22 protein-coding genes are annotated in these 24,593 nt (G+C 44.4%); 13 read left to right on the forward strand and 9 right to left on the reverse strand.

Annotation, left to right across the window (positions count from 1 at the left end; all coding sequences use genetic code 11):
* Positions 1-15: 15 nt before the first annotated feature.
* On the reverse strand, positions 16-957 hold the full coding sequence (gene rfaD, locus OQJ75_RS07625; protein WP_265972085.1) for an ADP-glyceromanno-heptose 6-epimerase: 942 nt from the start codon (positions 955-957) through the stop codon (positions 16-18).
* Between the two features lie 152 nt (positions 958-1,109).
* Between rfaD and OQJ75_RS07630 the strand changes: the two genes are divergently transcribed.
* Together OQJ75_RS07630 and OQJ75_RS07635 are read left to right on the forward strand one after the other, a co-directional pair.
* Positions 1,110-2,273: a nucleotide sugar dehydrogenase gene (locus tag OQJ75_RS07630; RefSeq protein ID WP_135455731.1), complete on the forward strand. Its 1,164-nt coding sequence runs from the start codon at positions 1,110-1,112 to the stop codon at positions 2,271-2,273.
* Positions 2,274-2,430: 157 nt separating this feature from the next.
* Complete coding sequence (locus OQJ75_RS07635) at positions 2,431-3,066, forward strand: TetR/AcrR family transcriptional regulator (protein WP_265972084.1); 636 nt, start codon at positions 2,431-2,433, stop codon at positions 3,064-3,066.
* A 660-nt stretch (positions 3,067-3,726) separates the two neighbouring features.
* Here OQJ75_RS07635 and OQJ75_RS07640 read toward each other — a convergent pair.
* The 5 genes from OQJ75_RS07640 to OQJ75_RS07660 all read right to left on the reverse strand — a co-directional run bounded on the left by OQJ75_RS07640 (position 3,727) and on the right by OQJ75_RS07660 (position 8,433).
* Complete coding sequence (locus OQJ75_RS07640) at positions 3,727-4,878, reverse strand: murein hydrolase activator EnvC family protein (protein ID WP_265972082.1); 1,152 nt, start codon at positions 4,876-4,878, stop codon at positions 3,727-3,729.
* A gap of 233 nt (positions 4,879-5,111) precedes the next feature.
* Entirely contained in the window at positions 5,112-5,933 is an 822-nt protein-coding gene (gene cysE / locus OQJ75_RS07645) for a serine O-acetyltransferase (RefSeq protein ID WP_009847961.1), read from the reverse strand.
* 173 nt (positions 5,934-6,106) lie between these two features.
* Complete coding sequence (gpsA, locus tag OQJ75_RS07650) at positions 6,107-7,189, reverse strand: NAD(P)H-dependent glycerol-3-phosphate dehydrogenase (protein ID WP_265972076.1); 1,083 nt, start codon at positions 7,187-7,189, stop codon at positions 6,107-6,109.
* A 218-nt stretch (positions 7,190-7,407) separates the two neighbouring features.
* Entirely contained in the window at positions 7,408-7,875 is a 468-nt protein-coding gene (gene secB / locus OQJ75_RS07655) for a protein-export chaperone SecB (RefSeq protein WP_102297168.1), read from the reverse strand.
* A 123-nt stretch (positions 7,876-7,998) separates the two neighbouring features.
* The gene (locus OQJ75_RS07660) at positions 7,999-8,433 is read right to left on the reverse strand and encodes a rhodanese-like domain-containing protein (RefSeq protein ID WP_016786319.1); all 435 of its coding nucleotides are present in this window, start codon (positions 8,431-8,433) and stop codon (positions 7,999-8,001) included.
* A 250-nt stretch (positions 8,434-8,683) separates the two neighbouring features.
* Here OQJ75_RS07660 and yjbE point away from each other — a divergent pair, with 250 nt between their 5' ends.
* The 7 genes from yjbE (at position 8,684) to OQJ75_RS07695 (ending at position 17,554) form a co-directional block, all read left to right on the forward strand.
* A complete protein-coding gene (yjbE, locus tag OQJ75_RS07665; protein ID WP_102297165.1) occupies positions 8,684-8,899 on the forward strand; it encodes an exopolysaccharide production protein YjbE in 216 nt (71 codons plus the stop codon).
* 101 nt (positions 8,900-9,000) lie between these two features.
* Positions 9,001-9,699, forward strand: coding sequence for a YjbF family lipoprotein (locus OQJ75_RS07670; protein ID WP_265972074.1), 699 nt, complete (start codon positions 9,001-9,003; stop codon positions 9,697-9,699).
* A gap of 20 nt (positions 9,700-9,719) precedes the next feature.
* A complete protein-coding gene (locus OQJ75_RS07675) occupies positions 9,720-10,529 on the forward strand; it encodes a capsule biosynthesis GfcC family protein (protein ID WP_265972072.1) in 810 nt (269 codons plus the stop codon).
* Positions 10,529-12,805, forward strand: a complete 2,277-nt coding sequence (locus tag OQJ75_RS07680; protein ID WP_265972071.1) for a YjbH domain-containing protein — start codon at positions 10,529-10,531, stop codon at positions 12,803-12,805. Before OQJ75_RS07675 ends, OQJ75_RS07680 begins: the two co-directional genes overlap by 1 nt.
* 688 nt (positions 12,806-13,493) lie before the next feature.
* Positions 13,494-14,630: a polysaccharide export protein gene (locus OQJ75_RS07685; protein WP_248388762.1), complete on the forward strand. Its 1,137-nt coding sequence runs from the start codon at positions 13,494-13,496 to the stop codon at positions 14,628-14,630.
* 118 nt (positions 14,631-14,748) lie between these two features.
* Positions 14,749-15,189, forward strand: coding sequence for a low molecular weight protein-tyrosine-phosphatase (locus OQJ75_RS07690; RefSeq protein ID WP_237290872.1), 441 nt, complete (start codon positions 14,749-14,751; stop codon positions 15,187-15,189).
* Positions 15,190-15,382: 193 nt separating this feature from the next.
* A complete protein-coding gene (locus OQJ75_RS07695) occupies positions 15,383-17,554 on the forward strand; it encodes a polysaccharide biosynthesis tyrosine autokinase (protein ID WP_265972069.1) in 2,172 nt (723 codons plus the stop codon).
* A gap of 606 nt (positions 17,555-18,160) precedes the next feature.
* Here the strand turns inward: OQJ75_RS07695 and OQJ75_RS07700 are convergent.
* The 3 genes from OQJ75_RS07700 to OQJ75_RS07710 all read right to left on the reverse strand — a co-directional run bounded on the left by OQJ75_RS07700 (position 18,161) and on the right by OQJ75_RS07710 (position 19,760).
* A complete protein-coding gene (locus OQJ75_RS07700; protein WP_265972068.1) occupies positions 18,161-18,496 on the reverse strand; it encodes a hypothetical protein in 336 nt (111 codons plus the stop codon).
* A 257-nt stretch (positions 18,497-18,753) separates the two neighbouring features.
* On the reverse strand, positions 18,754-19,332 hold the full coding sequence (locus OQJ75_RS07705) for an N-acetylmuramoyl-L-alanine amidase (RefSeq protein WP_265972067.1): 579 nt from the start codon (positions 19,330-19,332) through the stop codon (positions 18,754-18,756).
* A gap of 11 nt (positions 19,333-19,343) precedes the next feature.
* A complete protein-coding gene (locus OQJ75_RS07710) occupies positions 19,344-19,760 on the reverse strand; it encodes a hypothetical protein (RefSeq protein WP_265972066.1) in 417 nt (138 codons plus the stop codon).
* A 358-nt stretch (positions 19,761-20,118) separates the two neighbouring features.
* Here OQJ75_RS07710 and OQJ75_RS07715 point away from each other — a divergent pair, with 358 nt between their 5' ends.
* The 4 genes from OQJ75_RS07715 (at position 20,119) to wecC (ending at position 24,581) form a co-directional block, all read left to right on the forward strand.
* Positions 20,119-21,342 (forward strand): helix-turn-helix domain-containing protein, encoded by a 1,224-nt coding sequence (locus OQJ75_RS07715; RefSeq protein WP_265972065.1) that lies wholly within the window; start codon positions 20,119-20,121, stop codon positions 21,340-21,342.
* Between the two features lie 115 nt (positions 21,343-21,457).
* Positions 21,458-21,778: a hypothetical protein gene (locus tag OQJ75_RS07720; protein WP_265972064.1), complete on the forward strand. Its 321-nt coding sequence runs from the start codon at positions 21,458-21,460 to the stop codon at positions 21,776-21,778.
* 386 nt (positions 21,779-22,164) lie between these two features.
* Positions 22,165-23,289, forward strand: coding sequence for a non-hydrolyzing UDP-N-acetylglucosamine 2-epimerase (gene wecB / locus OQJ75_RS07725; protein ID WP_265972062.1), 1,125 nt, complete (start codon positions 22,165-22,167; stop codon positions 23,287-23,289).
* A 17-nt stretch (positions 23,290-23,306) separates the two neighbouring features.
* A complete protein-coding gene (wecC, locus tag OQJ75_RS07730; RefSeq protein WP_265972060.1) occupies positions 23,307-24,581 on the forward strand; it encodes a UDP-N-acetyl-D-mannosamine dehydrogenase in 1,275 nt (424 codons plus the stop codon).
* Positions 24,582-24,593 lie beyond the last annotated feature (12 nt).

Raw genomic sequence — 24,593 nt, forward strand, 5'->3', positions numbered from 1 at the left:
ATTGAGCATTAAAACTTATTTGTTTTGAAGTGCCATATATTCTGCAACGCCTTGCGCTACAGTTTTAAATACCACATCACAGCCAGCTGCTCGAAGTTTCGTAAGGTCAGCTTGAGTGAACTCTTGGTAAGCGCCTTTTAAATGCTCAGGGAAAGGAATCGTTTCGATTTCACCTTTACCGTGGTGCTTAATTACCGCTTTGGCAACTTCGTCAAAAGACTCAGCATTGCCGGTACCTAAGTTAAAGATGCCAGAAACACCATTTTCTAAAAACCACAGGTTTACTGCTGCAACATCACCGACATACACAAAATCACGCTGGAATGTTTCGCTACCTGCGAACAGTTTAGGGTTCTCACCGGCGTTCATTTGGTTGTTTAGGTGGAAAGCAACAGAGGCCATGCTGCCTTTGTGATCTTCACGTGGACCGTAAACATTGAAGTAACGGAAGCCAGTAATTTGAGGTAACGTCTCGTTATGCGCTACAGCATCCGCGGTTAGGCGACGAACGTAGTTATCAAATTGTTGTTTAGAGTAACCGTAGACATTTAATGCGCCTTCATACTCTTTCTCTTCGATGAAAGTATCTGTCTCACCGTAAGTTGCAGCTGAAGAGGCATATAGGAAGGGAATTTCACGCTCAACACAGTAGTGCAGTAACTCTTTTGAGTACTCATAGTTGTTAAGCATTATGTACTTACCATCCCACTCGGTCGTTGCTGAACAAGCACCTTCATGGAAAATAGCTTCAATCGGGCCGAAATCATCGCCAGCCATAACTTGAGTTAGGAAGTCGTCGCGATCCATGTAGTCAGTGATGTCTAGGTCTACAAGGTTCTTGAACTTTTTACCGTTCTTGAGGTTGTCGACAACTAGAATATCGTTGTGGCCTGCGTCATTGAGTGCTTTCACAATATTGCTGCCGATCATGCCAGCACCACCAGTTACGATAATCATATTTTCCCTACTCTTTTGAATATAAAACTACCGCAAGTATAGCAAGGAATGACAAAGACGGGCTAGTGGAATAATTCCTTAAGCGGAGTATGATATGAGCAGATTAGTCTTAGGTAAGTGCGCAGTAAGCACTCGAAATTATAGGTATTATCATGAAAATTGCAGTTGCGGGTACCGGTTATGTAGGTTTATCCAATGCGATGTTGTTGGCGCAGAATCATGACGTGGTAGCAGTTGATATCGTCGAAGAAAAGGTATCGATGTTGAACAACAAGCAATCGCCAATCATGGATGTTGAGATTGAAGAGTTTTTGGCTAATCGTGCTTTGAGTTTTCAAGCCACAACCGATAAGCAAGCGTATCAAGATGCCGATTTCGTTATTATCGCTACGCCAACCGACTATGACCCTAAAACGAACTATTTTAATACCAGTTCAGTAGAATCGGTGATTCGTGACGTCATGATGGTTAACCCGAATGCCGTGATGGTGATCAAATCAACGGTACCTGTTGGTTATACTGAGCGCGTTAAGCAAGATTTGAACTGTGAAAACATTATGTTCTCGCCAGAATTTTTACGTGAAGGCAAAGCCCTGTACGATAACCTACACCCATCACGAATCATTGTTGGTGAGTGTTCTGAGCGAGCTAAAGTGTTTGCAAACCTTCTTGTTGAAGGCGCAGAAAAAGAGAATATCGACGTACTATTTACTCACTCTACAGAAGCGGAAGCAGTAAAACTCTTCTCAAATACCTACTTGGCGATGCGAGTTTCTTATTTTAATGAGCTTGATTCTTACGCGGAAGCGCATGGCTTGGATTCTCGTCAGATCATCGAAGGTGTGGGCTTAGACCCTCGTATTGGCAATCATTACAACAACCCTTCATTTGGTTATGGTGGCTACTGCTTACCAAAAGACACCAAGCAACTATTAGCAAACTATCAAGATGTACCTAACAACATTGTCGGTGCGATTGTTGACGCGAACCGCACCCGTAAAGATTTTATTGCGGAGTCCATTATTAAGCGCTCGCCTAAAGTGGTGGGCATTTATCGATTGATCATGAAGGCCGGTTCAGACAACTTCCGTGCGTCGTCGATCCAAGGCATCATGAAGCGTTTAAAAGCTAAAGGTATTGAAGTGGTCGTGTTCGAACCTGTGTTAGAAGAAGAGCATTTCTTTAACTCGAAGGTTTATTCTGACCTAGAAGAGTTCAAAGCCGTATCTGATGTGATTGTATCCAACAGAATGGTCGATGAAATATCAGACGTTGCAGATAAGGTGTATACACGAGACCTGTTTGGCAGCGATTGATTACAGCCGCGATTGTTCAAAGGTGTGATGGATTAAAGGTGTGATCGATTGAAGGTGAATTTTAGCGCTTGCTAATTCGACCAGATGTTAACAGCTCGATCTATCCGTTTAGTGGCGATATACTGAGCCACTAAACGGATAGGGATACTAATTACTAATGAAAACACGTGACAAGATTGTTTATGCTGCTCTAGAGCTTTTTAATGAGCACGGCGAGCGCAGTATTACGACCAATCATATTGCTGAGCATATCGAAATTAGCCCTGGTAATCTTTACTACCACTTCCGCAACAAACAAGAAATTGTCCGTGATATCTTCACTCTCTATTCGACAGAGTTGCTTGAAAGGTTCTCACCGATTCAAGGCCAGCAAGAAAGCCTGACGCTATTAAAGACCTACTTAGATTCTATCTTCACGCTAATGTGGAAGTACCGATTTTTCTATGCGAATCTACCTGAAATATTGTCACGTGATGAAAAACTCCACCTTGATTACATGGCTGTGCAAGAAAGATTGCAAACCAACCTTGTCGATATTATGAGAGCCTTTGTTGAGTTGAACTTGCTCAAGGCAACAGATGCAGAAATGAAGTCGATGGTGACGTCTCTTCACTTGATTGCATCAGGTTGGTTGGCATATCAATCTGCGATGTCTCCAAAAGCTCAAATTACCGAGCAAGTGGTACATCAAGGAATGCTGCAGATGATCGCGACGGTTAAACCGATTGCGACAGCACAAGGTTTTGAGCAACTAACACTATTGGAAGATGGTGTAAGGGCGTTGAACAGCTAACGCCAGATGCGGGTAATCGAGATTCGAGTAAACGAAGAGCTTAAAAGCAGATGCGAGTAACCGAGATTCGAGATACGAAGAGCGGTGGTTACTCATTAATACGATTACTGCACTCGCTTTTTAAAGCTCTTGGTTAATATGTTATTCGTATCGATGTCTTCATCACGCATTGTAAATAGCGACGTCATTCCCTACAGCGAGGTACGAGCGTGATAGGGAATCTTTATGTTGTGGTGAATCAAACATGACAAATAATATATGATACTGAGATTCCAGATATTTCGTCCCTCAATTCTGGAATGACGAGGTTTTGTACGTGACTAGTTCAAGGCCTCTTAACTCTTTTGGGTTGCTCAAGATTAATTAGTACCTTTTCCTCGTACCTACTTTAACCCTTCTGTATCTGGAGCATTCGCACCCGCATCTGCTTTTAAGCTCTTCGCATCTCGGCTACTCGAATCTCGTATCTGCTTTTAAGCTCTTCGCATCTCGATTACCCGAATCTCGCATCTGTTTTCAAGCTTTTCGCATCTCGTTTACTCGCATCCCGCATCCCGCATCCCGCATCTGTTTTCAAGCTCTTCGCATCTCGGTTACTCGAATCTCGCATCTGCTTTCAAGCTCTTCGCATCTCGGTTACTCGCATCCCGCATCTGCTCTTTATCGAACCAACCAACTCTTTGGGTTTTGAGCTTGGCTGTTTCTGCGAATTTCAAAGTACAGTGATGGGCGCGTTTGGCCGCCAGTGTCACCTGCAAGCGCGATGGCTTCACCCGCTTTAACCTTGTCACCTTCTTTCTTCAGTAGTGCTTGGTTAAAACCATAGAGCGTCATATCACCTTTACCATGGTCGAGAAGAACCACTAAACCATAACCTCGCAGGTACTCGGCAAATACCACCGTACCTGAATAAACGGATTTTACCTGCTGACCGTACTTGGCGTTGATCACCATGCCTTTCCAGTTGATTTGGCCCGTTTGGCGTGAACCATAGTTATGTAGAACTTTATCTTTGATCGGCCAAGGCAGTTTGCCTTTGCGTTTGGCTAACCCATCCATAGGGACGGCATTACGTCGTTCTCGAGCCGCTTTCTCTGCTTTCGCTATTTCAGCTTTTAGGCGAGTTTCATTTCGCTGAAGCTCCGCCAAGTAATTTTTGTCGCCAGAAATATTCTTCTTAATACTGCCAACAGTTTTCTTACGCTGTGTTTGGGTTTTGGTTAGCGTATCGCGCTTAGTGGTCTGCTGCGTTAACAGCGTTGCGATTTGTTCTTGCTCCAGCTGACGCTGTTTGTAGCTTTCTTCTAACTCAAGTTGTGTCTGTTCAATCGTTTTAATTGTTGCGGAGCGAGCTTTGGCAAGGTGCTGGTAATAATGACTGATGCGGTCTTCTTCTACACCTGTGTTGAGAATGTGAGAAGAAGCCTTAGCTCGACTCGTCATGTAGTAAGTCTGAATGAGCTGCTCTAACTTGTCTGTCTGGACTTTTTTCTGGGCAGTGAGTGCTTTAATCTTTGTGTCTAAGTTAGCAATATTAGCATTAGCGGTATTGAGCTGCGCTTTGCTATCGAGAATTGCTTTTTCAAGTGAAGCGATGGATAGCTCCTGCTTTTTGAGGTTTGCCTGTAGGCTATCGAGTTTCTTTTGTTGGGAAGAGAGCGCTTTCTGTTGACGAGAGATTTCGCTTGATACGCCTTTCAGTTCACCTTGAGATGCAGCAAATGACGACGTAGATAACAGAGCAACACAAAGGCTGGCAGATATCAAAAGAGTCCGGCTAATAGCTAGAATTTGTTTCATCATTATCGTCATTTAGTTGTATTCATCTGCTCTTAATTTTTCGAATTACGCTGAATCGAATCCCGCATTTGCTTTTAAGCTCTTCGTATCTCGTTTACTCGAATCCCGAATCTGCTTTTAAGCTCTTCGCATCTCGGTTACTCGAATCCCGCATTTGCTTTTAAGCTCTTCGTATCTCAGTTACTCGAACCCCGAATCTGCTTTTGAGCTCTTCGTATCTCGATACTCGCATCCCGAATCTGCTCTTAAATCCCATCACCATGGATGAAGTTCTGAGAGCGACCGTTAAACCCCTGATCCATGTCTAAAGATGGTTTGTCAGTTTTCGGTTTTCCAACAATTTTTGCAGGAACACCAGCGACAGTCGTATGAGGCGGTACGGCTTGCAGAACCACAGAGCAAGAACCAATTTTCGCGCCTTCACCGACCTCGATGTTGCCAAGTATTTTAGCACCGGCACCAATCATCACGCCTTCGCGGATCTTAGGGTGACGATCGCCACCTTCTTTACCGGTACCACCTAAAGTAACGTCTTGAAGGATAGAGACATCATTTTCAACGACGGCAGTTTCACCAATCACGATACCGGTGGCGTGGTCGAGCATGATCGCTTTACCGATACGAGCGGCTGGGTGAATATCCACTTGGCAAGCAACCGAAATTTGGTTCTGTAGGTAAGTAGCAAGTGCAATACGTCCTTGCTTCCATAGCCAGTTAGCCACTCGGTAACCTTGCAAAGCGTGGTAGCCTTTCAGATAAAGCAGAGGCATCGAGTACATCTCGACCGCAGGATCTCGATTTACCGTCGCGCAGATATCACAAGCAGCCGCATCAATAATCGATTGATCTTGCTTAAATGCTTGTTCAACCACTTCACGCACCGCCATTGCTGGCATTGAAGCTGTCTTTAACTTGTTTGCTAGGATGTAACTTAGCGCAGCGCCTAAGCTTTCGTGGTTGATAATGGTGGCATGGTAAAAACTCGCAAGCATAGGTTCTTGCTCTGACTGCTGTCGAGCTTCCTTCACAATGCATTGCCAAACCTTTTGCTGTTCACAGTGTTTCATTTTTCCATCCATTCCTTTAAACCAGATACGTGTAGCGAGATGAGAGATGCGAAGGGCGACAAGAACAGATTAGAGTAGCGAGATGCGAGTAACGAAAAGCAGCCTTTTTTAAGCGCTCAATCCGCTTTTACTCTTTTCGCATCTCGATTACCCGAATCTCGTATCTGCTCTTACTATCTTTCTGACTTCTTGTCTCGAGCAAGCAGATCTTGTGCCGCTAAGTGTGCATCTTTCCCTTGATACAGTACTTGATAGATTTGTTCAACAATTGGCATCTCAACGCCCATACGTTCGGATAATAACCAAACTTCTTTAGTGTTGCGATAACCTTCGACCACTTGGCCGATCTCTTCTTGTGCAGTATCGACGTCTTTACCTGAACCTAAAGCCAATCCAAAACGACGGTTACGTGATTGGTTATCAGTACAGGTTAGTACTAGATCGCCCAGTCCTGCCATACCCATAAAGGTTTCGGGTTGTGCACCCAGTGCAGCGCCTAAGCGACTCATTTCAGCTAAACCACGCGTGATCAGTGCGGTACGAGCATTAGCACCAAAGCCAATACCATCCGACATGCCTGCGCCAATTGCGATAACGTTTTTCACTGCGCCGCCAAGCTGCATACCGATGAAATCTGAGTTTGCGTATACGCGGAATGTTTTACCGCAGTGGATCTTCTCTTGCAGCTCTTCTAAAAATACTTCATCTGGTGAAGCGACAGAGATAGCCGTTGGCATGCCCATCGCTAACTCTTTGGCAAAAGTAGGTCCTGATAGAACCGCCAACGAGTACCCATCACCCAGCACATCGTGCGCGACATCTTTAAGTAAGCGGCCTGTTTCTGGCTCTAGGCCTTTGGTCGCCCAACAGATGCGAGAGTTCTCTGTTAAGTGAGGCTTAAGGCTATTTAAAACGATACCAAACACGTGGCTCGGGACGACAACCAAAAGGTCTCGGCTTGAAGTCACGGCTTTTTCTATATCTGACTCAATAATTAAGCTGTCTGGGAAAGCGATATTGGGTAGAAACTCATTGTTCGCACGCTCAGATTCGAGGCGAGCCATATGAACAGGGTCATGTCCCCAAAGAACAACATTGGCACCGTTACGCGCTAGAGAGATCGCTAAAGAGGTTCCGTAAGAACCTGCGCCTATCACAGTCATGGCGATGTCTTTGCCGTAAGCGCTGTCTTTACCGTAAGCGCTGTCTTTACCGTAAGCATCTGTCGCGTGAGTCGGGCGAGTTGTTTCTGTCATGCTTCCACCTAAAAATAATGAGGGAGATCGAAGAGTTCTATAGAAACTCTCTATTAAGAAGAAAGTGTTCTACTAAGGAGGAAAAGCTATCCACTAAAATAAGAAGAGCTTTCAATCTTAGTACAGTGTAAAGAAAAAATGCACATCGCAGAAGTTGCGATGTGCATTTAAAAGCTAACTAGTTCTTGAATCGTTAGAGTTAAGTTCTACTTTGAGACTTAAGCCTGTTCGCCTTCAGTTTGCTGAGCTTGGCTCTGTAGGTAGTTCATGAACAAAGCATCAAAGTTTACTGGTGCTAGGTTCAATTGTGGGAACGTACCTTTAACCACTAGGCTAGAAATTGTTTCACGAGCGTATGGGAACAGGATGTTCGGGCAGAATGCACCTAGGCAATGCGCCAGTTGGCCCGCTTCCATCTCGCTTGCAGAGAAGATGCCGCCTTGTTGAACTTCACAAAGGAATGCAGTGTCTTCTGCGTTCTTAACGGTAACAGTTAGACGTAGGATGACTTCGTAAACGCCTTCGCCAAGCTCACGGCTTTGAGTGTCTAGGTCCAGTTTTACATCTGGGTTCCACTCTTTTTGAAACATGTCTGGAGAGTTTGGCGCTTCGAAAGATACATCTTTTAGGAAGATACGTTGGATTGCGAAGTTCTGTTGTGCGTCTTGTTGTGCTGCTTCAGCCATTTTCTTGTCCTTAAAAATTTATAATTAGGTTTTGTTCGTTATATTTGCCGAACAAAACCTTAAAGTCATATTCGTGTAATCAGGTCAGCCTGCTTCTTGTCGTTAACGGTTTATTGCCTTTAACTACTTCTTACCTTTAACCAAAGGTAAGTTAGCTTCGCTCCAAGCTACTAAGCCACTTTTCAGTACGCTTACGTTTTCGAAACCGGCTTTAACCAGTAGGTTAGCGCTTTCTTGAGCAGTTTGACCTGTCTTGCATACTACGATGATTGGGTCTGCTTTGTGGCTTTCAAGGCTACCAAAGCTATTTGCTTTGATATCTGACGGCAAAATGTGAACTGCGTCAGTAATATGGCCTTTCTTGAACTCATCCTTAGTACGAATATCAACCACAACACCGTTTTCACGATTAATCATGTGTGTGGTTTGCGCTGCCGTGATCTCTTTGTAGGCTGCGTTTGATGTTTTGATAACGTTCGCAATGATGGCAACAACCAAGCCGATCCATACGATGGCTAAAATCATATTCTCTTGAACAAATGGAACTAACTCTTGCATATCTTGAACTCTTATTCGTTATTGGGCGAAAAACTATAGGTCAGGAGTATAGCGATAAAGGAAGGGAGAATACAGAGGGAGCATAGGGTTGTGATAATAGGCGAGATACAAAATGATTTCTGTCTACAAATTATGCATTTACTTGAACACGTTTATTCACTAATATTATCAATTGATTGTTTAAGCTGAACAATCAGTTGAGTACATTTTTAACCTCAGCATATAAACGTTTATATTAATGGGAATCATTATGAAAAAAATGGCTTTAGCGGCAGCACTAGCTGTTAGCTTCTCTGGCGGTGTTTTTGCAGCAGCAGAAGGTGCAGCAGCAGGCGCTGGCGCATCAACAGCAGCAGCGGGTACAGCAACAACAGTAGCAGTAACAACTGCAGCAGTCGCAGTAGGCGCAGCAGTTGCTGTTGCTTCTAACGACGGCGGCGCGACAACTACAACTACAACTAACTAATTTATAGTTGTAGTCTGTATAAAACCATTTTATGTGAAAGCATAAAATGGTTTTTTTATATTAAAGTGTCCTGAATATCCTCGCTAGGAAGCAAAATAATCATGTTCAAACCGCTTATCGTATTTTTAGGGCTACTACTTTCTGGTTGCTCACAACAGTTCCAAGATCTTAACGCCACATTTAATGAAGCTCTCTTTGGTGATGCCGACGTAAGTACCACTGCCGAATATATTCAAGACCTGCCTTACGCGAGTATCTACGCTGAAATTAACGAACAAGGCAAGATTTTTATGGTGTTGGCTTTTGTTGGTCAAAATCCTGTAACCGGGGCTGAACAGCTCAAATGGATGTCATCAGACAAAGCCATGATCGTGACGGAAAATGGACGAGTGGTTCAAACCTTACTGCTGCCTTATGAAAACCTATCTGGTTTAACCGTTAAACCGGCCAATGCATTAGTACCGAGCTTTGATTTGTCGGTAACGCCCAAGGCTCAAGAGTGGCAAGCAACTTACGATTGGCAACCAGATTACCGATTTGGCTACAGTGCAAACATCGTTCGAACATACATTAGTGAAGAAACCGTACAAACCCCGATAGCGAACATTGAAGCGCGCAAGTTTGTAGAGCAGATCCGTTACCCAGCCCTAGGGCAAGATATTGAGAATCAGTATTGGGTAAATAAACAGGGACAGGTCGTCAAAACAGTTCAATACCTTGGCCCTGATATGACCCGTTTAGAGCTGACATTGCTAAAGCCTTATCAAACGAATAAGTCAAAGCCCCATCAAACTAAGTAATAAAGTGGTGAGTGAATAAAATGAATTATTTAAAAAAACTAGGGTACAAAGCAGCACTTACGGTTTGTAGCGTTCTAGTGCCACCACTTGTCATGGCACAAAGCCAAGTTCCAGTACTCACGGTCGAGTTACCGGTACAAGGTATCACGTTGCAATATTCGCAACCTGCACGCTTAGATCAAGTATTAACGGATGCCAATGCGAATGGCGCGTTAGGGTACTTCCCTTTGTCTGCTCAGCTATTCGATCGCAATGCTCAACCGCAGGTAGATAAGGTAAAGCAACAAGTGTTCGAAACACTCGAGCATTTAGCCTTACAAGAGCCACAAGCAAAATCTGTGATTAAGCAGCTCGAATCTTTTGATTATCAAACACGTTACTTTGTTGACTTAGACAACAACGCAGTGATGTCTCAGGCAGATAAGAATCCCTTATTAGTTTCAAGAAAGCCAGCTTCGCAAGAGGCTAATGCCAAATCAACGGAACAACAGCACTTTGAGTTATATCTAACCGCTCGCCCAACCTCTGTGAATGTCGTCGGGGCAGTAAAGCAAGCTCACACGCTGTCTTTGGTTGAACACGCTCAGCTAGATAACTATTTAACGCGGTTGCCAAAAGGGCAGCTGCTAGATATTGCTGATAACAGCACGGCATTTGTCATCCAACCCGATGGGCAAGTGAATGAAATCAGTTATGCCTACTGGAACAGTAAGCCTACTTATTTTGCTCCCGGGGCTGTTATTTTTCTTGCCTTTGATTCGCTCCCTTCTGAGTTTTCCACTTTGAATCAAGACATTGTCGAACTTCTACGTCATAAGGTTAATCTGTAATGTCGGCTACTCAATCATTTCCATTAACTCTGCTCGCAAGTTCGATTACGGGTGCTTTACTGGCTGTCAGCAGTTTTGCTGTTAATGCGGAAGACTTTTCTGCCACCACGCAAGAGCAACAACCTTCTGAAGTCGAGGTTTCTGGCTTTAGTACGCCAACGCTAAAACACTCTCAAACCAATTTTGGTGGTGTAGGTTTAATGCAAATGCCCACCGCGCGTATGGCTCCAGAAGGCGAATTCAACTTAAGTGCATCGTTCAATAACGAATATTATTTTTATAACGTTAGCCTGCAATTGATGCCTTGGTTAGAAACCACCATTCGCTATACCCAAGTTCAAGATCTGCTTTATAACGGTGGCGGGGATCAAGATTGCTCGCAAAACTCATTCAGTGGTTGTAATACGCTTGCTGACAAAGGCATCGATTTTAAAGTTCGCTTAATGGAAGAGGGCTACTACTTACCAGAGCTTTCCGTTGGAGTGCGTGACTTTGGTGGTACGGGCCTTTTTGATGGTGAATTTGTCGCGGCGAGCAAACGATTTGGCCCACTTGATGTCACGTTAGGCATGGGTTGGGGCTACATGGGCACCAGTGGTAACTTTACCAATCCATTCTGTAAAGCCAGTGACAGATTTTGTGAACGACCGTCTGACTTCAAAGGCAACGGTGGCAGCGTCGATTTTGAGCGTTGGTTCAAGGGCGATGCAGCTATTTATGGTGGCCTAGAATATCAAACGCCCTATAAGCCATTAACGCTTAAGCTTGAATACGACAGCAATGACTATTCACAAGATTACCCAGTGGTACGTGGTGGTGTTGATATGACTCAGCATACCCCTTGGAATGTGGGCGCTTTGTATCGCTTTAGTGATTGGGCGACAGCAAAAGTCAGTTATGAACGTGGTGACACCCTAACCATGGGGTTTGATTTAACCACCAACTTTAATGAAATAGCCTCCGTGTGGCGAGATACCGAAGCGGCAACTTTGCGACCAAGCGAAACAAGCAGCATGGATGACGTTGAACTGGCCAAGTTAACGGAAGAACTTGAGACCGTTGCAGGTTATGAGCAAGCGCAGATCTTGGTCGACGACAATACGCTGATTGTGAAAGGCGAGCAGGTGAAATACCGCAATCGAGAAGTTGCGCTGGAACGTGGTGCAACGGTGATTGCCAACCATGTCCCTGACTATATTGACACCTATAAGATCGTTGAAACCAGCAACGCAGGCGAGTTAAATCAAACCGCTATCGATGCCAATCAATTTAAGCAAGTCGCTACATACCAGTATTTGGACTCGGATATTCAAGACGCTGTGCAGCTAAGTGATGTCGAATCGAAATCGGCGCTCACTTATCACGACGGCAAAGAACGTTTCGATGTGTCTGTCGCGCCCAACTTGGCACAATCTTTTGGATCTGCGGAAGATTTTTACCTATATGCTCTAGGCTTATACACCAATGCGTCTTTCTGGGCGACCAACAATGTTGAGCTGTCTGGCTCTTTGTATATTAACTTGATCGACAACTACGATAAATTTAATTATGAAATTCCAACAGATGGCACAGCGCAAACGCCACGAGTTCGAACGCTTTTCCGTTCTTACGTTGACGAACCGGTTCGTTTAGACCGCTTGCAACTGACGTGGTTCGAAGACTACGGCAGCGGTATCTATACCCAAGCTTACGGTGGCTACCTAGAGAGCATGTTTGCGGGTGTGGGTGGTGAAGTACTTTACCGCCCATACAACAGTAACTGGGCAATTGGTGCCGACATGACAGCCATCAGTCAGCGCGACCCAGAAAGTTGGTTTGGTACGTTTGATGAAGAACTGCAATACCATGAAAAAGATCAGGCTTACTACAAGGTGATTGATAAAGGCACCACCGGGTTCGTTACCGGTTACTACATGCCGCAGTGGGATTTCTTAAGTGACACTTTATTTAAAGTCGGTGTGGGTAAATTCTTAGCGGGAGATATCGGTACTCGTATCGATTTCTCGAAGCAGTTCAAGAGCGGTGTTATCGCCGGCGCCTTTGTCAGCTTAACCGACATGACGACAGAAGAGTACGGTGAAGGCAGTTACACCAAAGGCTTTTACGTATCGATTCCATTTGATTTAATCACGGTTAAGCCAAGCTCAAGCCGTTCACAATTCACATGGCAACCGCTGACTCGTGATGGTGGACAAGTGCTGAATAAGCAATACAACTTGTTCGATCAAACCGACGCTCGCTCACCTTGGTTCCAAAGACCAAGTAGCGTGAAGTAGATTTAGGGGCAGATACGAGTAACGGGATGCGAGATACGAAGAGCGAGAAAAGATAGATATGGGTAACGAGTAGCGAGATACGAAGAGCGAGAAAAGATAGATATGGGTAACGAGTAACGAGATACGAAGAGCAAGGAAAGAGCAGAACCTCTCACCTGCTCTTAGGCTCTTAAGCTTTTCGTATCTCGTTTACCCGTATCTCTATACTGCTCTTTAGTATCCCGCATCTGCCCTTAAGCTCTTCGCATCTCGTTTACCCGTATCTCTATACTGCTCTTTAGAATCCCGCATCTGCTCTTAAGCTCTTCGTATCTCGTTTACTCGCATCTCGATACTGCTCTTATCTACCCTTTAACCATTCAACTAGGTTGATAATAAGCACAGATTGTGGATAATGCTTACGCAATAAAATAACCGCGTGAAAGTACGGTCTTTGACACGGTTTGCGACAAAAAACTTCTATCTCAATTCCAAATAGATAGAGGCACATTAACAACGCAGTGTGATGTCGCGGAATATCAAGGGGCGGTAGCGTCCCACTTTTCAATCGTAATTGGGAGTAAGATCACAGCTTTTTCACTCCCTAGCTCTATTAAATACTGCGTAGCTGATAAAATGACTCGCTTAACTTCCTTTGGGTATCTTTTGGGATATCACGACACATTCCGTTTCTATGAACTTGGTTAAAATGAAGATTAATAAAAATCGCCTCCTTATAGCGCTCCTTCCTGCATTGCTCGCAGGCTGTACGACTCCAGGAACACACCTTTCGACTGACAATAAGAATGTGATTCAGCCTTCAGAGGAACAACAAGAGTCTGATATTTCTGATGTGGTCAATCTTTACCCACTCACGGCTCAAACGGTATCAAGCTACCGAAATGAATCTTTATTGGTTTCACAAGCTAACCCTGAGTTAGACGTTGATATCGCCAAATATGAATACCAAGTTGGCGTGGGTGATATCCTAAATATCACCATTTGGGATCACCCTGAGTTGACCATTCCTGCGGGTTCTTACCGTAGCAGTACCGAAGCGGGCAACTGGGTTCATGCTGATGGCACAATCTTCTACCCTTACATTGGTACCGTTGAAGTCGCCGGTAAAACCGTACGTGAAGTGCGCACTGATATTGCAAACCGCTTAGCGAAATACATTGAAAGCCCTCAGGTTGATGTTAACGTTGCTGCCTTCCGCTCTAAGAAAACCTACATTACCGGTGAAGTTTCAAAGCCTGGCCAACAAGCGATTACCAATATCCCTTTAACATTATTGGATGCAGTGAACCGCTCTGGTGGTTTATCTGAAGACGCCGACTGGCGTAATGTTTCATTAACCCGCAATGGCGTGGAAGAGAACCTTTCGCTTTATGGTTTGATGCAGCGTGGTGACCTAACGCAAAACCGCTTATTGCAAGCCGGTGATATTGTTCACGTGCCGCGTAACGACAATCAAAAAGTATTTGTTATGGGTGAAGTGAATGACCCACAACTGTTGAAAATCGACCGTGTCGGCATGAGTTTAACGGAAGCACTGAGCAACGTTGGCGGCATTAACCAATTAACGGCAGATGCCACGGGCGTGTTCGTGATTCGCACTTCTGATGATAAATCTGAACGCATGGCCGATATCTACCAACTCAATATGGAAGATGCCTCTGCATTGGTGATTGGCACCGAGTTTGATTTAAAACCTTACGACATTGTTTATGTTACCGCCGCGCCAATCAGCCGTTGGAACCGTGTTATCGGGCAGCTTGTACCGACCATTTCTGGCTTCAATGACCTAACCGAAGGTGTGTTACGTATCCGTAATTGGCCTTAGGCTAAGATAGATTAATCTTCAGGTCACATTTCACGTGTGACCTGATTTTTTATATTTATAAGTGAGTCAATTTTATAAATGCGCTCGGTTTACGAAAAACTAACGTCATAAGTGAATTATGTTTAATAAAATTTTAGTCGTCTGCGTGGGTAATATTTGCCGTTCCCCGACAGGAGAGCGCGTTCTTCAAAAGTTGCTTCCCAACAAAGAGGTGGCCTCTGCAGGTATTGCTGCCGAAAAAAGTCGCTTAATTGGTAAGCCAGCAGATGAAACGGCGATTTTGATTGCCTCTGAAAATGGTGTCGATGTTGAAAATCACCAGTCTCAACAAGTCACACCGCAGCTTTGTGCTCAGTATGATTTGATCTTGGTGATGGAGAAGGGCCATTTAGAAGCGCTCACTCAAATATCACCAGAAGCGCGTGGTAAAACCATGTTGTTTGGCCAGTGGATTGGTCAGAAAGACATTCCTGATCCGCATCGTCAAAGCCGTGAAGCGTTTGAATATGCTTACAAACTGATTGACGAAGCCGCACAAGCTTGGGTGAAAAAGCTTTAGATAAGAGATAAGAGATAAGAGATAAGAAAGTTAAGCGTTAGCCAAAGCTCGTAAGCTTTCTATATAGCCAGTCAAGCTTTAGAGATACCCAGCTAAGCTATGTGAATAGCCATTAATAGAATCATATAAAAGAGAAGCACATAAGCCGTATTTAACTTCTCTTCAAAATACTAGTTTAGGAAGTAGTAATCTGATGACAACACAACCATCTCAGCAATCACACACAGATAACTCTGATGAGATAGATCTAGGGAAACTGCTTGGTATCTTATTAGATGCTAAATGGTTAATCATACTGACCACATTTGTTTTTGCTGTGCTTGGTATTGCGTTTGCCCTGCTTTCGACACCCATTTACAAAGCGGATGCGCTGATTCAAATTGAAGAGAAGAGCTCTGGTGGCATTTCTTCTATGGTCGGCGATATGGGCGAGTTGTTTTCTCAAGAGTCTTCTGCCACGACAGAAGTGGAGATCATTAAATCTCGTATGATCTTGGGCGAAACGGTTGATAAATTCAATTTAACCACCGTAACCGCACCGAGTTATGCACCGATTGTTGGTAAAGGGTTCGCACGCTTAACTGGCGATATCAACCACATTGCCGTGAGTCGTTTTGCGTTGCCAAGCTATGCGAGCGCTTACGCGCACACGATTCAGATTCTTGATGCTGAAAAAGGCACTTACCAACTAGTTCGTGACGATGAACGCGTTATCTTGAAGGGTAAAGTGGGTGAGCTCGCGACAGCAGACGATTACAGCTTGTTTGTGGCCGGTTTTGAATCGCATAACGATTTTGAATTCTCGATTGGCAAGCGTAGCCGACTAGAAGCGATTGAATGGTTGAAAGCTTCTTTGTCTCTGTCTGAGCAAGGTAAGCAAACCGGCATTTTGAAGCTAAGCTTTGAAGGCGAAAACAAGCAACAGATCTCTGAAATACTTAACCACATTAGCCAGATCTACTTCTTACAAAATGTGAAGCGTAATTCAGCGGAAGCAGAGAAGAGCTTATCTTTCTTAGAAAGCCATCTTCCAGGCATCAAATCTGAGTTAACCGGCTATGAAGACGTACTAAACAATTACCGCCAAGAGAACGAATCGATCGATTTGGGCTTAGAAGCACAGTCAACCTTGAAGGTAATGGTTGAGCTTGAAGCACAATTGAATGAGCTGACGTTCAAAGAGAGCGAAATCAGCCAACGTTTCACTAAAGATCACCCAGCATACAAGGCATTGCTTGATAAGCGCAAAACGCTATTGGGCGAAAAAGAGCGCTTAAACAAGCAAGTGCAAAAGCTGCCAAAAACACAACGTGAAGTACTGCGTATGACACGTGACGTAGAAGTAAACCAACAAATCTACATCCAGCTTTTAAACAAGGTTCAAGAGCTGAGCATTATCAAAGCTGGTACGGTGGGTAACGTTCGTATCTTAGATGACGCTCAAGCGTATGCTGGCGCAGTTAAACCGAAGAAGCCATTGATTGTTGTGTTAGCAACGCTACTCGGTGGCATGTTAAGTGTCGCGTTTGTGTTAGTAAAAGCGGCGTTCCACCGAGGTGTTGAAAACCCAGATCAAATCGAACAAATTGGCCTGCCAGTTTACGCAGCGGTACCAAAATCTGATTTGCAGATAGAACTAACAAACCGCTTTAAATCGAAGAAAAAGCAGACCAAAGGGACTCAAGCGCTGCTTGCTGAATCTAACCCTGCGGATCTGTCGGTTGAAGCACTGCGTGGCCTTCGTACCAGCTTGCACTTCGCGATGTTAGAAGCGAAAAATAACGTTCTGATGATTTCAGGCCCTGCACCGGGTATCGGTAAATCATTCATCTCGACCAACTTTGCCGCAGTAGCAGCAAAAACAGGCCAAAAGGTGTTGTTGATTGATGCCGATATGCGTAAAGGTTACCTACAACAAAGCTTTGGTGTGAATTGGGACAACGGCCTTTCTGATGTATTGAGCGGTAAGCAAGAGTTCGCTCAATCTGTTAAAACAACACCGGTCGAAAACCTAGATATTCTTACTCGTGGCCAAGTGCCACCCAACCCATCTGAGCTGCTGATGCACCCACGCTTTGCAGAGCTAATGGAATGGGCATCGAAAGAATATGACTTGGTGATTGTTGATACTCCGCCTGTACTTGCAGTAACCGACCCAAGTATTGTTGGCGCCTTTGCGGGTACCACATTAATGGTTGCGCGTTATGGCCAAAACACCATTAAAGAGATTGATGTGGCTCGTCACCGCTTCGAACAATCGGGTATCGAAGTGAAAGGCGTTATCTTCAACGCCATCGAGAAGAAAGCATCAAGCTCATACGGCTACGGTTACTACAACTACACGTATTCGAGCGACAAAAAATAAAGGCTAAAGAGCAGTAACGAGATGCGAGTAACCGGGTAAACGAAGAGCTGAAAGGCAGATGCGGGATTCGAGTTATCGAGTAGCGAAAAGATAAGAGCTAAAGGGTAGATACGAGGTTCGAGTGGCGAGATACGAAAAGCGCCGCTCTTCGAATCTCGTTTACTCGTATCTTATCTCTTCAGCTAATAGTAAAAAATAACGGCGTCATTCCCTACAGCGAGGCACGAGCGTGATAGGGAATCTCTTTTCGTCGTGAGTACCAAGCATGTAAATTGGACATGACATTGAGATTCCAGATATTTCGTTCCTCAATTCTAGAATGACGGATTCTAATCGGGGCAAGTTCAAAAGTTATCCAATGTTCATCTCTGCTTTTCCGCTCTTCAAATCTCGCTACTCGTTACTCGTATCTATTCTTTATTCACCCTCATCTGCTTTTTAAGCTCTTCGCATCTCGTTTACTCGTTACCCGCATCCGCTCTTAAGCCTTTCGCATCACGTTTACCCGATACCCGCATCTGCTTTTCAGGCTCCTCGCATCCCGTTTACCCGTTACCCTCATCTGCTCTTTTAGCTCTTCGCATCCCGTTTACTCGTTACTCGTATCTACTTCTTTATAACCCCTCCCGTTAAATACAATCCAATCGCCGCTAACACCGGATAGCCAAACGCTTCATTGGTCATTTCCCCCAACGGCTTCCAATCGTAGCCGTGCATACAACCCAAAATTACCATCACATGCAATGCCACATAAGGAATGGTGAACAACAACACAATGTAGCGTTGTACCAACTTAAAAGGTTCATACGCCTTAAGCAGTGCCAGCTTGTGCTTCGCTTTTTCTTCATCAGTAAAAAACATCGCATCTCCTGTGTTGGTGAGTGCATCTAACCCCTTGCTAATAGAAGACTGGCTCCCGAATATTCTCTCGAACAATGTCATACTGCTCCTTGGTTTATTGATGGTTATATACCGCCTTTCTTGCCTTTCTCGTCATTCCGCCATTCTGTTGCTTTAGAGGCGAGGAACGAAGTGTCTGGAATCTGCTTTTAGTCTCTTCGCCACTCGTTTGCCCGTCACCCGCATCCGCTCTTAATCTCTTCGCATCTCGTTCACTCGTATCCCGCTACTGCTCTTCAAGCTTTTCGCTACTCGTTTACCCGTCACTCGCATCCGCTCTTAGTCTCTTCGCACCTCGTTTACTCGCATCCCGCATCTGCTTTTATCTCCATAACCGGACACGCTTTATTCACGCCCCAATCTTTATGCCCCTTAACATTCTCATCTGAAATCAAGAACTGCTCTTGCAACGCAGCCATTAAACCAAACAGTGCCTTACGCTGCGCAAGCGTGAAGTTATCTTCCGGCTGCAGAGCAGCATTACAGCCGCCGACCATACAAATCCCAATATTGCTCTTGTTGTGTCCTTTCACATGCGCGCCGGTTTGCGACAACGGCCTGCCCAATTGGATATCCCCATTGCGACGAACCACAAAGTGATACCCGACATCGCGCCAGCCTTTCTTTTTATGCCATCGGCGAATCTCGGCTACGTCTACATCTTGCTGTGGCGGCGTGGCGCTGCAATGCACCGTAATAAAAGAGTAGGGCGGGCAATGAGGCAAACGAAGTAAAACCGAAACCAAGCTGAAAGAATAAGATGCTGAAGGCAAACAAGGATCTAACGAAGGAATGAGCTCCACCTTGCTAGCCCGCTGTTGCGAGTCAATTCGTTCTTTGGTGCAAGCCTGTTTTTGCGAACAATCCCGCTCTTGCAAAGCAGATTCCTCTATCCGCTTGTGTGGAACTCGATCAGTTGCTGGTGGAGTGTTTGGCAAAATAAATCCTCGTGTTGTTGTAACCAGGTGACTAAAAACGTTGATAACGATTCTTTTAAATCAGGGTGTAAGGCGATGTGTTGTCGCAAACTGGCTTCAACGGCTTTTGCATAGCCAGAGTGGTGGTTCACATAACGTAAATACATCACGCAGTAACCCAATGGCTGGCTTCGCCGCGCTCGGCTGATCATCCAGCAAACATCTTCATAGCAGGGATCTTCCAAGAGCAAGTTTTCGAAACAAGCCTTTTCAAGGTGCCGGTCTTCGAAATACCGATCTTCAAAGCACGGGTCTTTAAAATAACGGCATTCGATGCTCGCCATGCTGGGTTGGTACGCTGAAATAAAAAGAGAAACAATCGCCTTCATTAAGCACCTTATTGCTGTATGGGGAGATCAATGTACTTCAAGAGCATGGATTGGGGGTGGCGGTAACAACACGAAAGCGGAGGAACCCAGAAAAGTGAGAGACGCTTCGAAGGTTATCAACCTAATCATCCTTCTTGTTGCATATCGATGAGAGCAAGCAGCAAAAACACTGTTTGTTACTTTTTACCTCGCCCTATCTTCGCCCCCAATGCCTAAAAAAGTGGTGTTAATAACTTGTTATGCAGCGAGTTGCTTTAGCTAGAGCCACCCAATCGCCAAATTTAGGGTGATAGCTAGGCCAAAAGCAATCGCTAGACCAAGGCCAATACAAACAGCCATTCAACAAGGAATTTTACCCATGTGTGTTTCTCTTATTCTCTCTTTTATCCCAATGAAAACCGGTTCGCCCATCAGCAAGTTGGTGCTATTAAAATTGGCCGACAACGCAGACGCGCGGGGCGTGTGTTTCCCTTCGTTAAATTACTTAGCGCAGTACTGCGAAGTGTCGGTAAGAACCGTTAAGCGACACGTTAATGAACTTGAAAAGCAAGGGTTTGTGAAGCGGATAAAACGGTTTGACGATTCAGGCCGCCAGCGCAGCAATATATACCAGTTACGCCTACCCAACGGACACCACATTCAGCAGAGCGATCTATATGAAACGGCTCGCTACTTGGATAAAGCCGATAGAGACCTAGACAAAACTGACCGTTGTCTAGACAAAATCGATAGGAGCTTAGACATAACCGATAAAGATAAAGTGAATCGAGGCCAAACCAACAAAACTAAGTCGGATTTAGAGGAGGCTGACTTAAACAACGCCAGAGCAGAACAAACAAGCTCATTGCCAGCCTCACCAGTACATGCACAGAAAACAGAACATTCAGACACTCGCCTGGGTGACTCAAGATCCAACACGGAGAGTGATCGTTCGGCACACATAATCTTTCATAAAGAACATAAAACAGACATTCCTTGTGAAGAGCCCAGTCATGACAAAGATAAAGAGAGCGCTACATCCCAGACGGGAAGTGCCAAGCACGGATGCTTAAAGAGTGAAGCCGTGATTGAACTACTCACCAAAGAGGGCAACGCACCGATTTATCGCGAGTTTTACGACATATTAAAACGCACCTACCCAAAGCTAGATGTGTTGCAAGAACTGCATGCCATGCAAGCTTGGTTGTACATCAACCCCGATAAACGCAAACCCTTTGAGTACATCGGCCACTTTGTGAATGGCTGGCTAAGAAGAAGCGCTAAAGCCAAAGCCAAGCGTTATTCGTTGCCAGCTTTTGAGCGAACAAGCCCGGCTAAGCATGCAAAAGAGCCTAAGCAAGTAAAAGCGCTTAAGCAAACAGGGGCCAATAAATCCACACAAGCAGCTAAATCAACAACCAAGCCTAAACAAACGCTAGAGTTCGAAAAAACAATACCCGCGGCCGAGCCAACGGCTTCTCAACCAACGCCTGTTACTCAAGCCCTCGCAGAATTTCAAGCCAACAGTAAAACCAACCCGTTTGAAGCGCGGATTAAGGCCCTCATTCAATCCAAACCGCCCGGCACGGATTCTGAAAAGTGAGCATTGGTTTGTTCGGGCTTACCAAAACTATGGCAAACCCAAAGTAAAACGAATCTGCAGCCACAACACAGACAAAAAACGTCAAGAAACAAAAGTACAATTAAGAGAGGGTAACATGGACGATACCAGCCTAAAAAAACTGACAACGGAAGAGAAGGTCACTATTTTAGAAAAAGAGATAGCACGGGTTGAAGGGCGCATTGGCGAGTTTTTGAAACTGCTTGTTAACCACTACCCACAAGGGTTAACACGTACTGAAATTAAAGCGTTGCTGGCGGTAAACAACAACCCAAGCTTTGTTTCGCTATACCGCAACGGCAACATCTTCATTGATATAGAAAAGCGCTACTGCGACGCAGCACAAGAAAACAGGTACCACATAGGAACCCAGTTCCTACAAGACGTACAATGCTTCCGTTGGCTAAATGCTTGGTAAGATGTTCGACCAGACAGGAGAATTTCAAACTGGTTAATATGCACTTACTTTGCTAGAATACACCGCGAATTAAAAATCGTAAGAAAACCGCATAAAAGCGAACAACTTGTTACTATTGCCTTTAGGAGCCAAACCTAAGGGCGGTAGCATACCCAAATGCAAATGGGTAACAAGTAAAAAGCGCTACAAACTACAGAAAGGTTGCTTTTGGCGGCCTATTGTGGCGGTTTTTAAAAAGGTAGCAAAATATAGTTTTACCAGGGATTGTCTAAAATAGACTGTCTCAAAATGAATAAAAAATGTCTTAGTGCTATTTTAAATGCTGAGGCTAAAAGTTTTAAAAATCACCTCTTTTAATTTCACCTGTCGGTTGGAAACTTCATAAAATGACTAAGAAAAAAATCCTTACGGTTTTTGGCACGCGTCCAGAAGCCATCAAAATGGCGCCTCTTGTTCATGCTCTAGCGGCCGATGATCGCTTTGAAGCAAAGTGCTGCGTGACCGCTCAGCACCGCGAAATGCTAGACCAAGTCTTAGAGCTGTTTGAAATTACGCCCGACTACGATTTGAATTTAATGAAAGCAGGTCAAACACTCAACGAAGTGACTGCCCGTATTTTGTTAGAGCTTAAACCCGTGCTAGAAGAATTCAAACCTGATGTGGTTTTAGTACACGGTGATACGGCAACGACGTTTGCTGCAAGTTTAGCCGCGTACTATGAGCAAATCGCAGTCGGTCACGTGGAAGCTGGCCTTCGTACAGGGAATATTTACTCGCCGTGGCCAGAAGAAGGTAATCGCCGATTAACAGGCGCGTTAACCAAATACCACTTTGCGCCGACGGAAACATCGAAAGAAAACTTACTTAAAGAAAACTTTAACCGAGAAGAGATTAGCGTTACCGGTAACACGGTGATTGATGCGCTGTTGATGGTGAAAAACAAAATTGATTCTGATAAAGATTTGAACGCAACGCTTTCTGCACAGTTCCCATTTTTAGACGAAAATAAGAAGCTGATTCTGGTGACGGGCCATCGCCGTGAAAGTTTTGGCGGTGGTTTTGAGCGTATTTGTGAATCACTTGCCATTACTGCTAAAGCGCATCCAGATACGCAAATACTGTATCCGATGCACCTTAATCCAAACGTACGTGAACCTGTGAATCGCATTCTTGCTGACATTGATAATGTTCACCTTATTGAACCTCAGCAATATCTGCCATTTATCTACTTGATGAGCAGCGCTCACATCATTTTGACCGACTCGGGTGGTATTCAAGAAGAAGCGCCTTCTTTAGGTAAACCTGTGTTGGTAATGCGTGATACGACCGAGCGACCAGAAGCGGTTGAAGCGGGAACGGTTAAGTTAGTGGGCACTAATGTAAATACTATTACAACGAGTTTACATACATTACTTACCGATGAAGCCGCATATCAAGCAATGAGCTTTGCACACAACCCTTACGGAGATGGCCGAGCTTGCAAACGAATTTTAAACGAATTAGCAAAATAAAACTTTAGGAAATCATAATGTCTTTTGAAACAATTTCAGTTGTAGGCTTAGGTTACATCGGATTACCGACAGCAGCGATGTTTGCATCCCGTAAGAAAAAAGTAATTGGTGTCGATGTTAACCAGAATGCAGTAGATACCATTAACCGCGGTGAGATTCACATCGTAGAACCTGATTTGGATATGATTGTACACGCAGCAGTAACTGAAGGTTACTTAAAAGCTGTGACTACTCCAGAGCCCGCTGATGCTTTTTTGATTGCAGTACCCACGCCCTTTAAAAAGTGCGTTGAAGGCGAAATCCCAGAGCCCGACTTAAGGTTTATTGAAGCTGCGAGTAAAGCTATTGCTCCAGTGCTAAAAAAAGGCGATTTAGTGATTCTAGAGTCGACATCTCCTGTTGGTGCAACAGAGCAAATGGCAGAATGGCTAGCTGAAGCAAGAAGTGACTTAACTTTCCCTCAAATTGCTGGTGAAAATGCAGATGTCAATGTTGCACACTGCCCCGAGCGTGTTTTACCTGGTCATGTTGTTCGCGAACTAGTAGAAAACGACCGTGTTATTGGCGGCATGTCAACTCATTGCTCGGAACGTTCTGTAGAGCTATACAAAACTTTTGTTCAAGGTGAATGTGTTATTACCAATGCTCGCACCGCTGAAATGGCAAAGTTAACAGAAAACTCATGTCGTGATGTTCAAATAGCATTCGCCAACGAGCTTTCTGTTATTTGTGACAAACTGGATATTAATGTTTGGGAACTAATCTCCCTAGCAAATCGTCATCCTCGTATTAATATTTTACAGCCTGGCCCTGGTGTAGGTGGTCATTGTATTGCCGTTGACCCATGGTTTATTGTTTCTCAAACTCCAGAAGAGGCACTGCTTATTCATACAGCTCGTAAAGTGAATGATGCAAAACCAGAATGGGTTCTTAATAAAGTAAGATTGGCTGTTGCTGAGTTTTTACAAGCAAATCCAACTAAAACCGCTGCTGAAGTGCGTATTAGCTGTTTTGGTCTTGCATTTAAACCAGATATTGATGACTTGCGAGAAAGCCCGTCTTTAACTATTGCACAGCAGATTGCTGTTAGTCACCCATCAATAGTGAACTTTGTAGAGCCAAATATAACTGAATTACCTAAAAGTATATCTGAAAATTCGCAATTGATTCAGATTGAATCTGCTATTAGCAATACAGATATAGCAGTTTTGCTTGTTGACCATACTGAGTTTAAGGAAATAATCGAACTGCCGAAAGGCGTTTTAGTCGTTGATACAAAAGGTATTTGGTAAGATTTGATTTAC

Source organism: Vibrio sp. 14G-20, assembly GCF_026241515.1.
Classification (GTDB): domain Bacteria; phylum Pseudomonadota; class Gammaproteobacteria; order Enterobacterales; family Vibrionaceae; genus Vibrio.

Bases quoted from the DNA above. Each gene is read 5' to 3' on its own strand.
- rfaD (WP_265972085.1), bottom strand. From the start codon at position 957: ATGATTATCGTAACTGGTGGTGCTGGCATGATCGGCAGCAATATTGTG.
- OQJ75_RS07630 (WP_135455731.1), top strand. From the start codon at position 1,110: ATGAAAATTGCAGTTGCGGGTACCGGTTATGTAGGTTTATCCAATGCG.
- OQJ75_RS07635 (WP_265972084.1), top strand. From the start codon at position 2,431: ATGAAAACACGTGACAAGATTGTTTATGCTGCTCTAGAGCTTTTTAAT.
- OQJ75_RS07640 (WP_265972082.1), bottom strand. From the start codon at position 4,878: ATGACGATAATGATGAAACAAATTCTAGCTATTAGCCGGACTCTTTTG.
- cysE (WP_009847961.1), bottom strand. From the start codon at position 5,933: ATGAAACACTGTGAACAGCAAAAGGTTTGGCAATGCATTGTGAAGGAA.
- gpsA (WP_265972076.1), bottom strand. From the start codon at position 7,189: ATGACAGAAACAACTCGCCCGACTCACGCGACAGATGCTTACGGTAAA.
- secB (WP_102297168.1), bottom strand. From the start codon at position 7,875: ATGGCTGAAGCAGCACAACAAGACGCACAACAGAACTTCGCAATCCAA.
- OQJ75_RS07660 (WP_016786319.1), bottom strand. From the start codon at position 8,433: ATGCAAGAGTTAGTTCCATTTGTTCAAGAGAATATGATTTTAGCCATC.
- yjbE (WP_102297165.1), top strand. From the start codon at position 8,684: ATGAAAAAAATGGCTTTAGCGGCAGCACTAGCTGTTAGCTTCTCTGGC.
- OQJ75_RS07670 (WP_265972074.1), top strand. From the start codon at position 9,001: ATGTTCAAACCGCTTATCGTATTTTTAGGGCTACTACTTTCTGGTTGC.
- OQJ75_RS07675 (WP_265972072.1), top strand. From the start codon at position 9,720: ATGAATTATTTAAAAAAACTAGGGTACAAAGCAGCACTTACGGTTTGT.
- OQJ75_RS07680 (WP_265972071.1), top strand. From the start codon at position 10,529: ATGTCGGCTACTCAATCATTTCCATTAACTCTGCTCGCAAGTTCGATT.
- OQJ75_RS07685 (WP_248388762.1), top strand. From the start codon at position 13,494: ATGAAGATTAATAAAAATCGCCTCCTTATAGCGCTCCTTCCTGCATTG.
- OQJ75_RS07690 (WP_237290872.1), top strand. From the start codon at position 14,749: ATGTTTAATAAAATTTTAGTCGTCTGCGTGGGTAATATTTGCCGTTCC.
- OQJ75_RS07695 (WP_265972069.1), top strand. From the start codon at position 15,383: ATGACAACACAACCATCTCAGCAATCACACACAGATAACTCTGATGAG.
- OQJ75_RS07700 (WP_265972068.1), bottom strand. From the start codon at position 18,496: ATGACATTGTTCGAGAGAATATTCGGGAGCCAGTCTTCTATTAGCAAG.
- OQJ75_RS07710 (WP_265972066.1), bottom strand. From the start codon at position 19,760: ATGAAGGCGATTGTTTCTCTTTTTATTTCAGCGTACCAACCCAGCATG.
- OQJ75_RS07715 (WP_265972065.1), top strand. From the start codon at position 20,119: ATGTGTGTTTCTCTTATTCTCTCTTTTATCCCAATGAAAACCGGTTCG.
- OQJ75_RS07720 (WP_265972064.1), top strand. From the start codon at position 21,458: ATGGACGATACCAGCCTAAAAAAACTGACAACGGAAGAGAAGGTCACT.
- wecB (WP_265972062.1), top strand. From the start codon at position 22,165: ATGACTAAGAAAAAAATCCTTACGGTTTTTGGCACGCGTCCAGAAGCC.
- wecC (WP_265972060.1), top strand. From the start codon at position 23,307: ATGTCTTTTGAAACAATTTCAGTTGTAGGCTTAGGTTACATCGGATTA.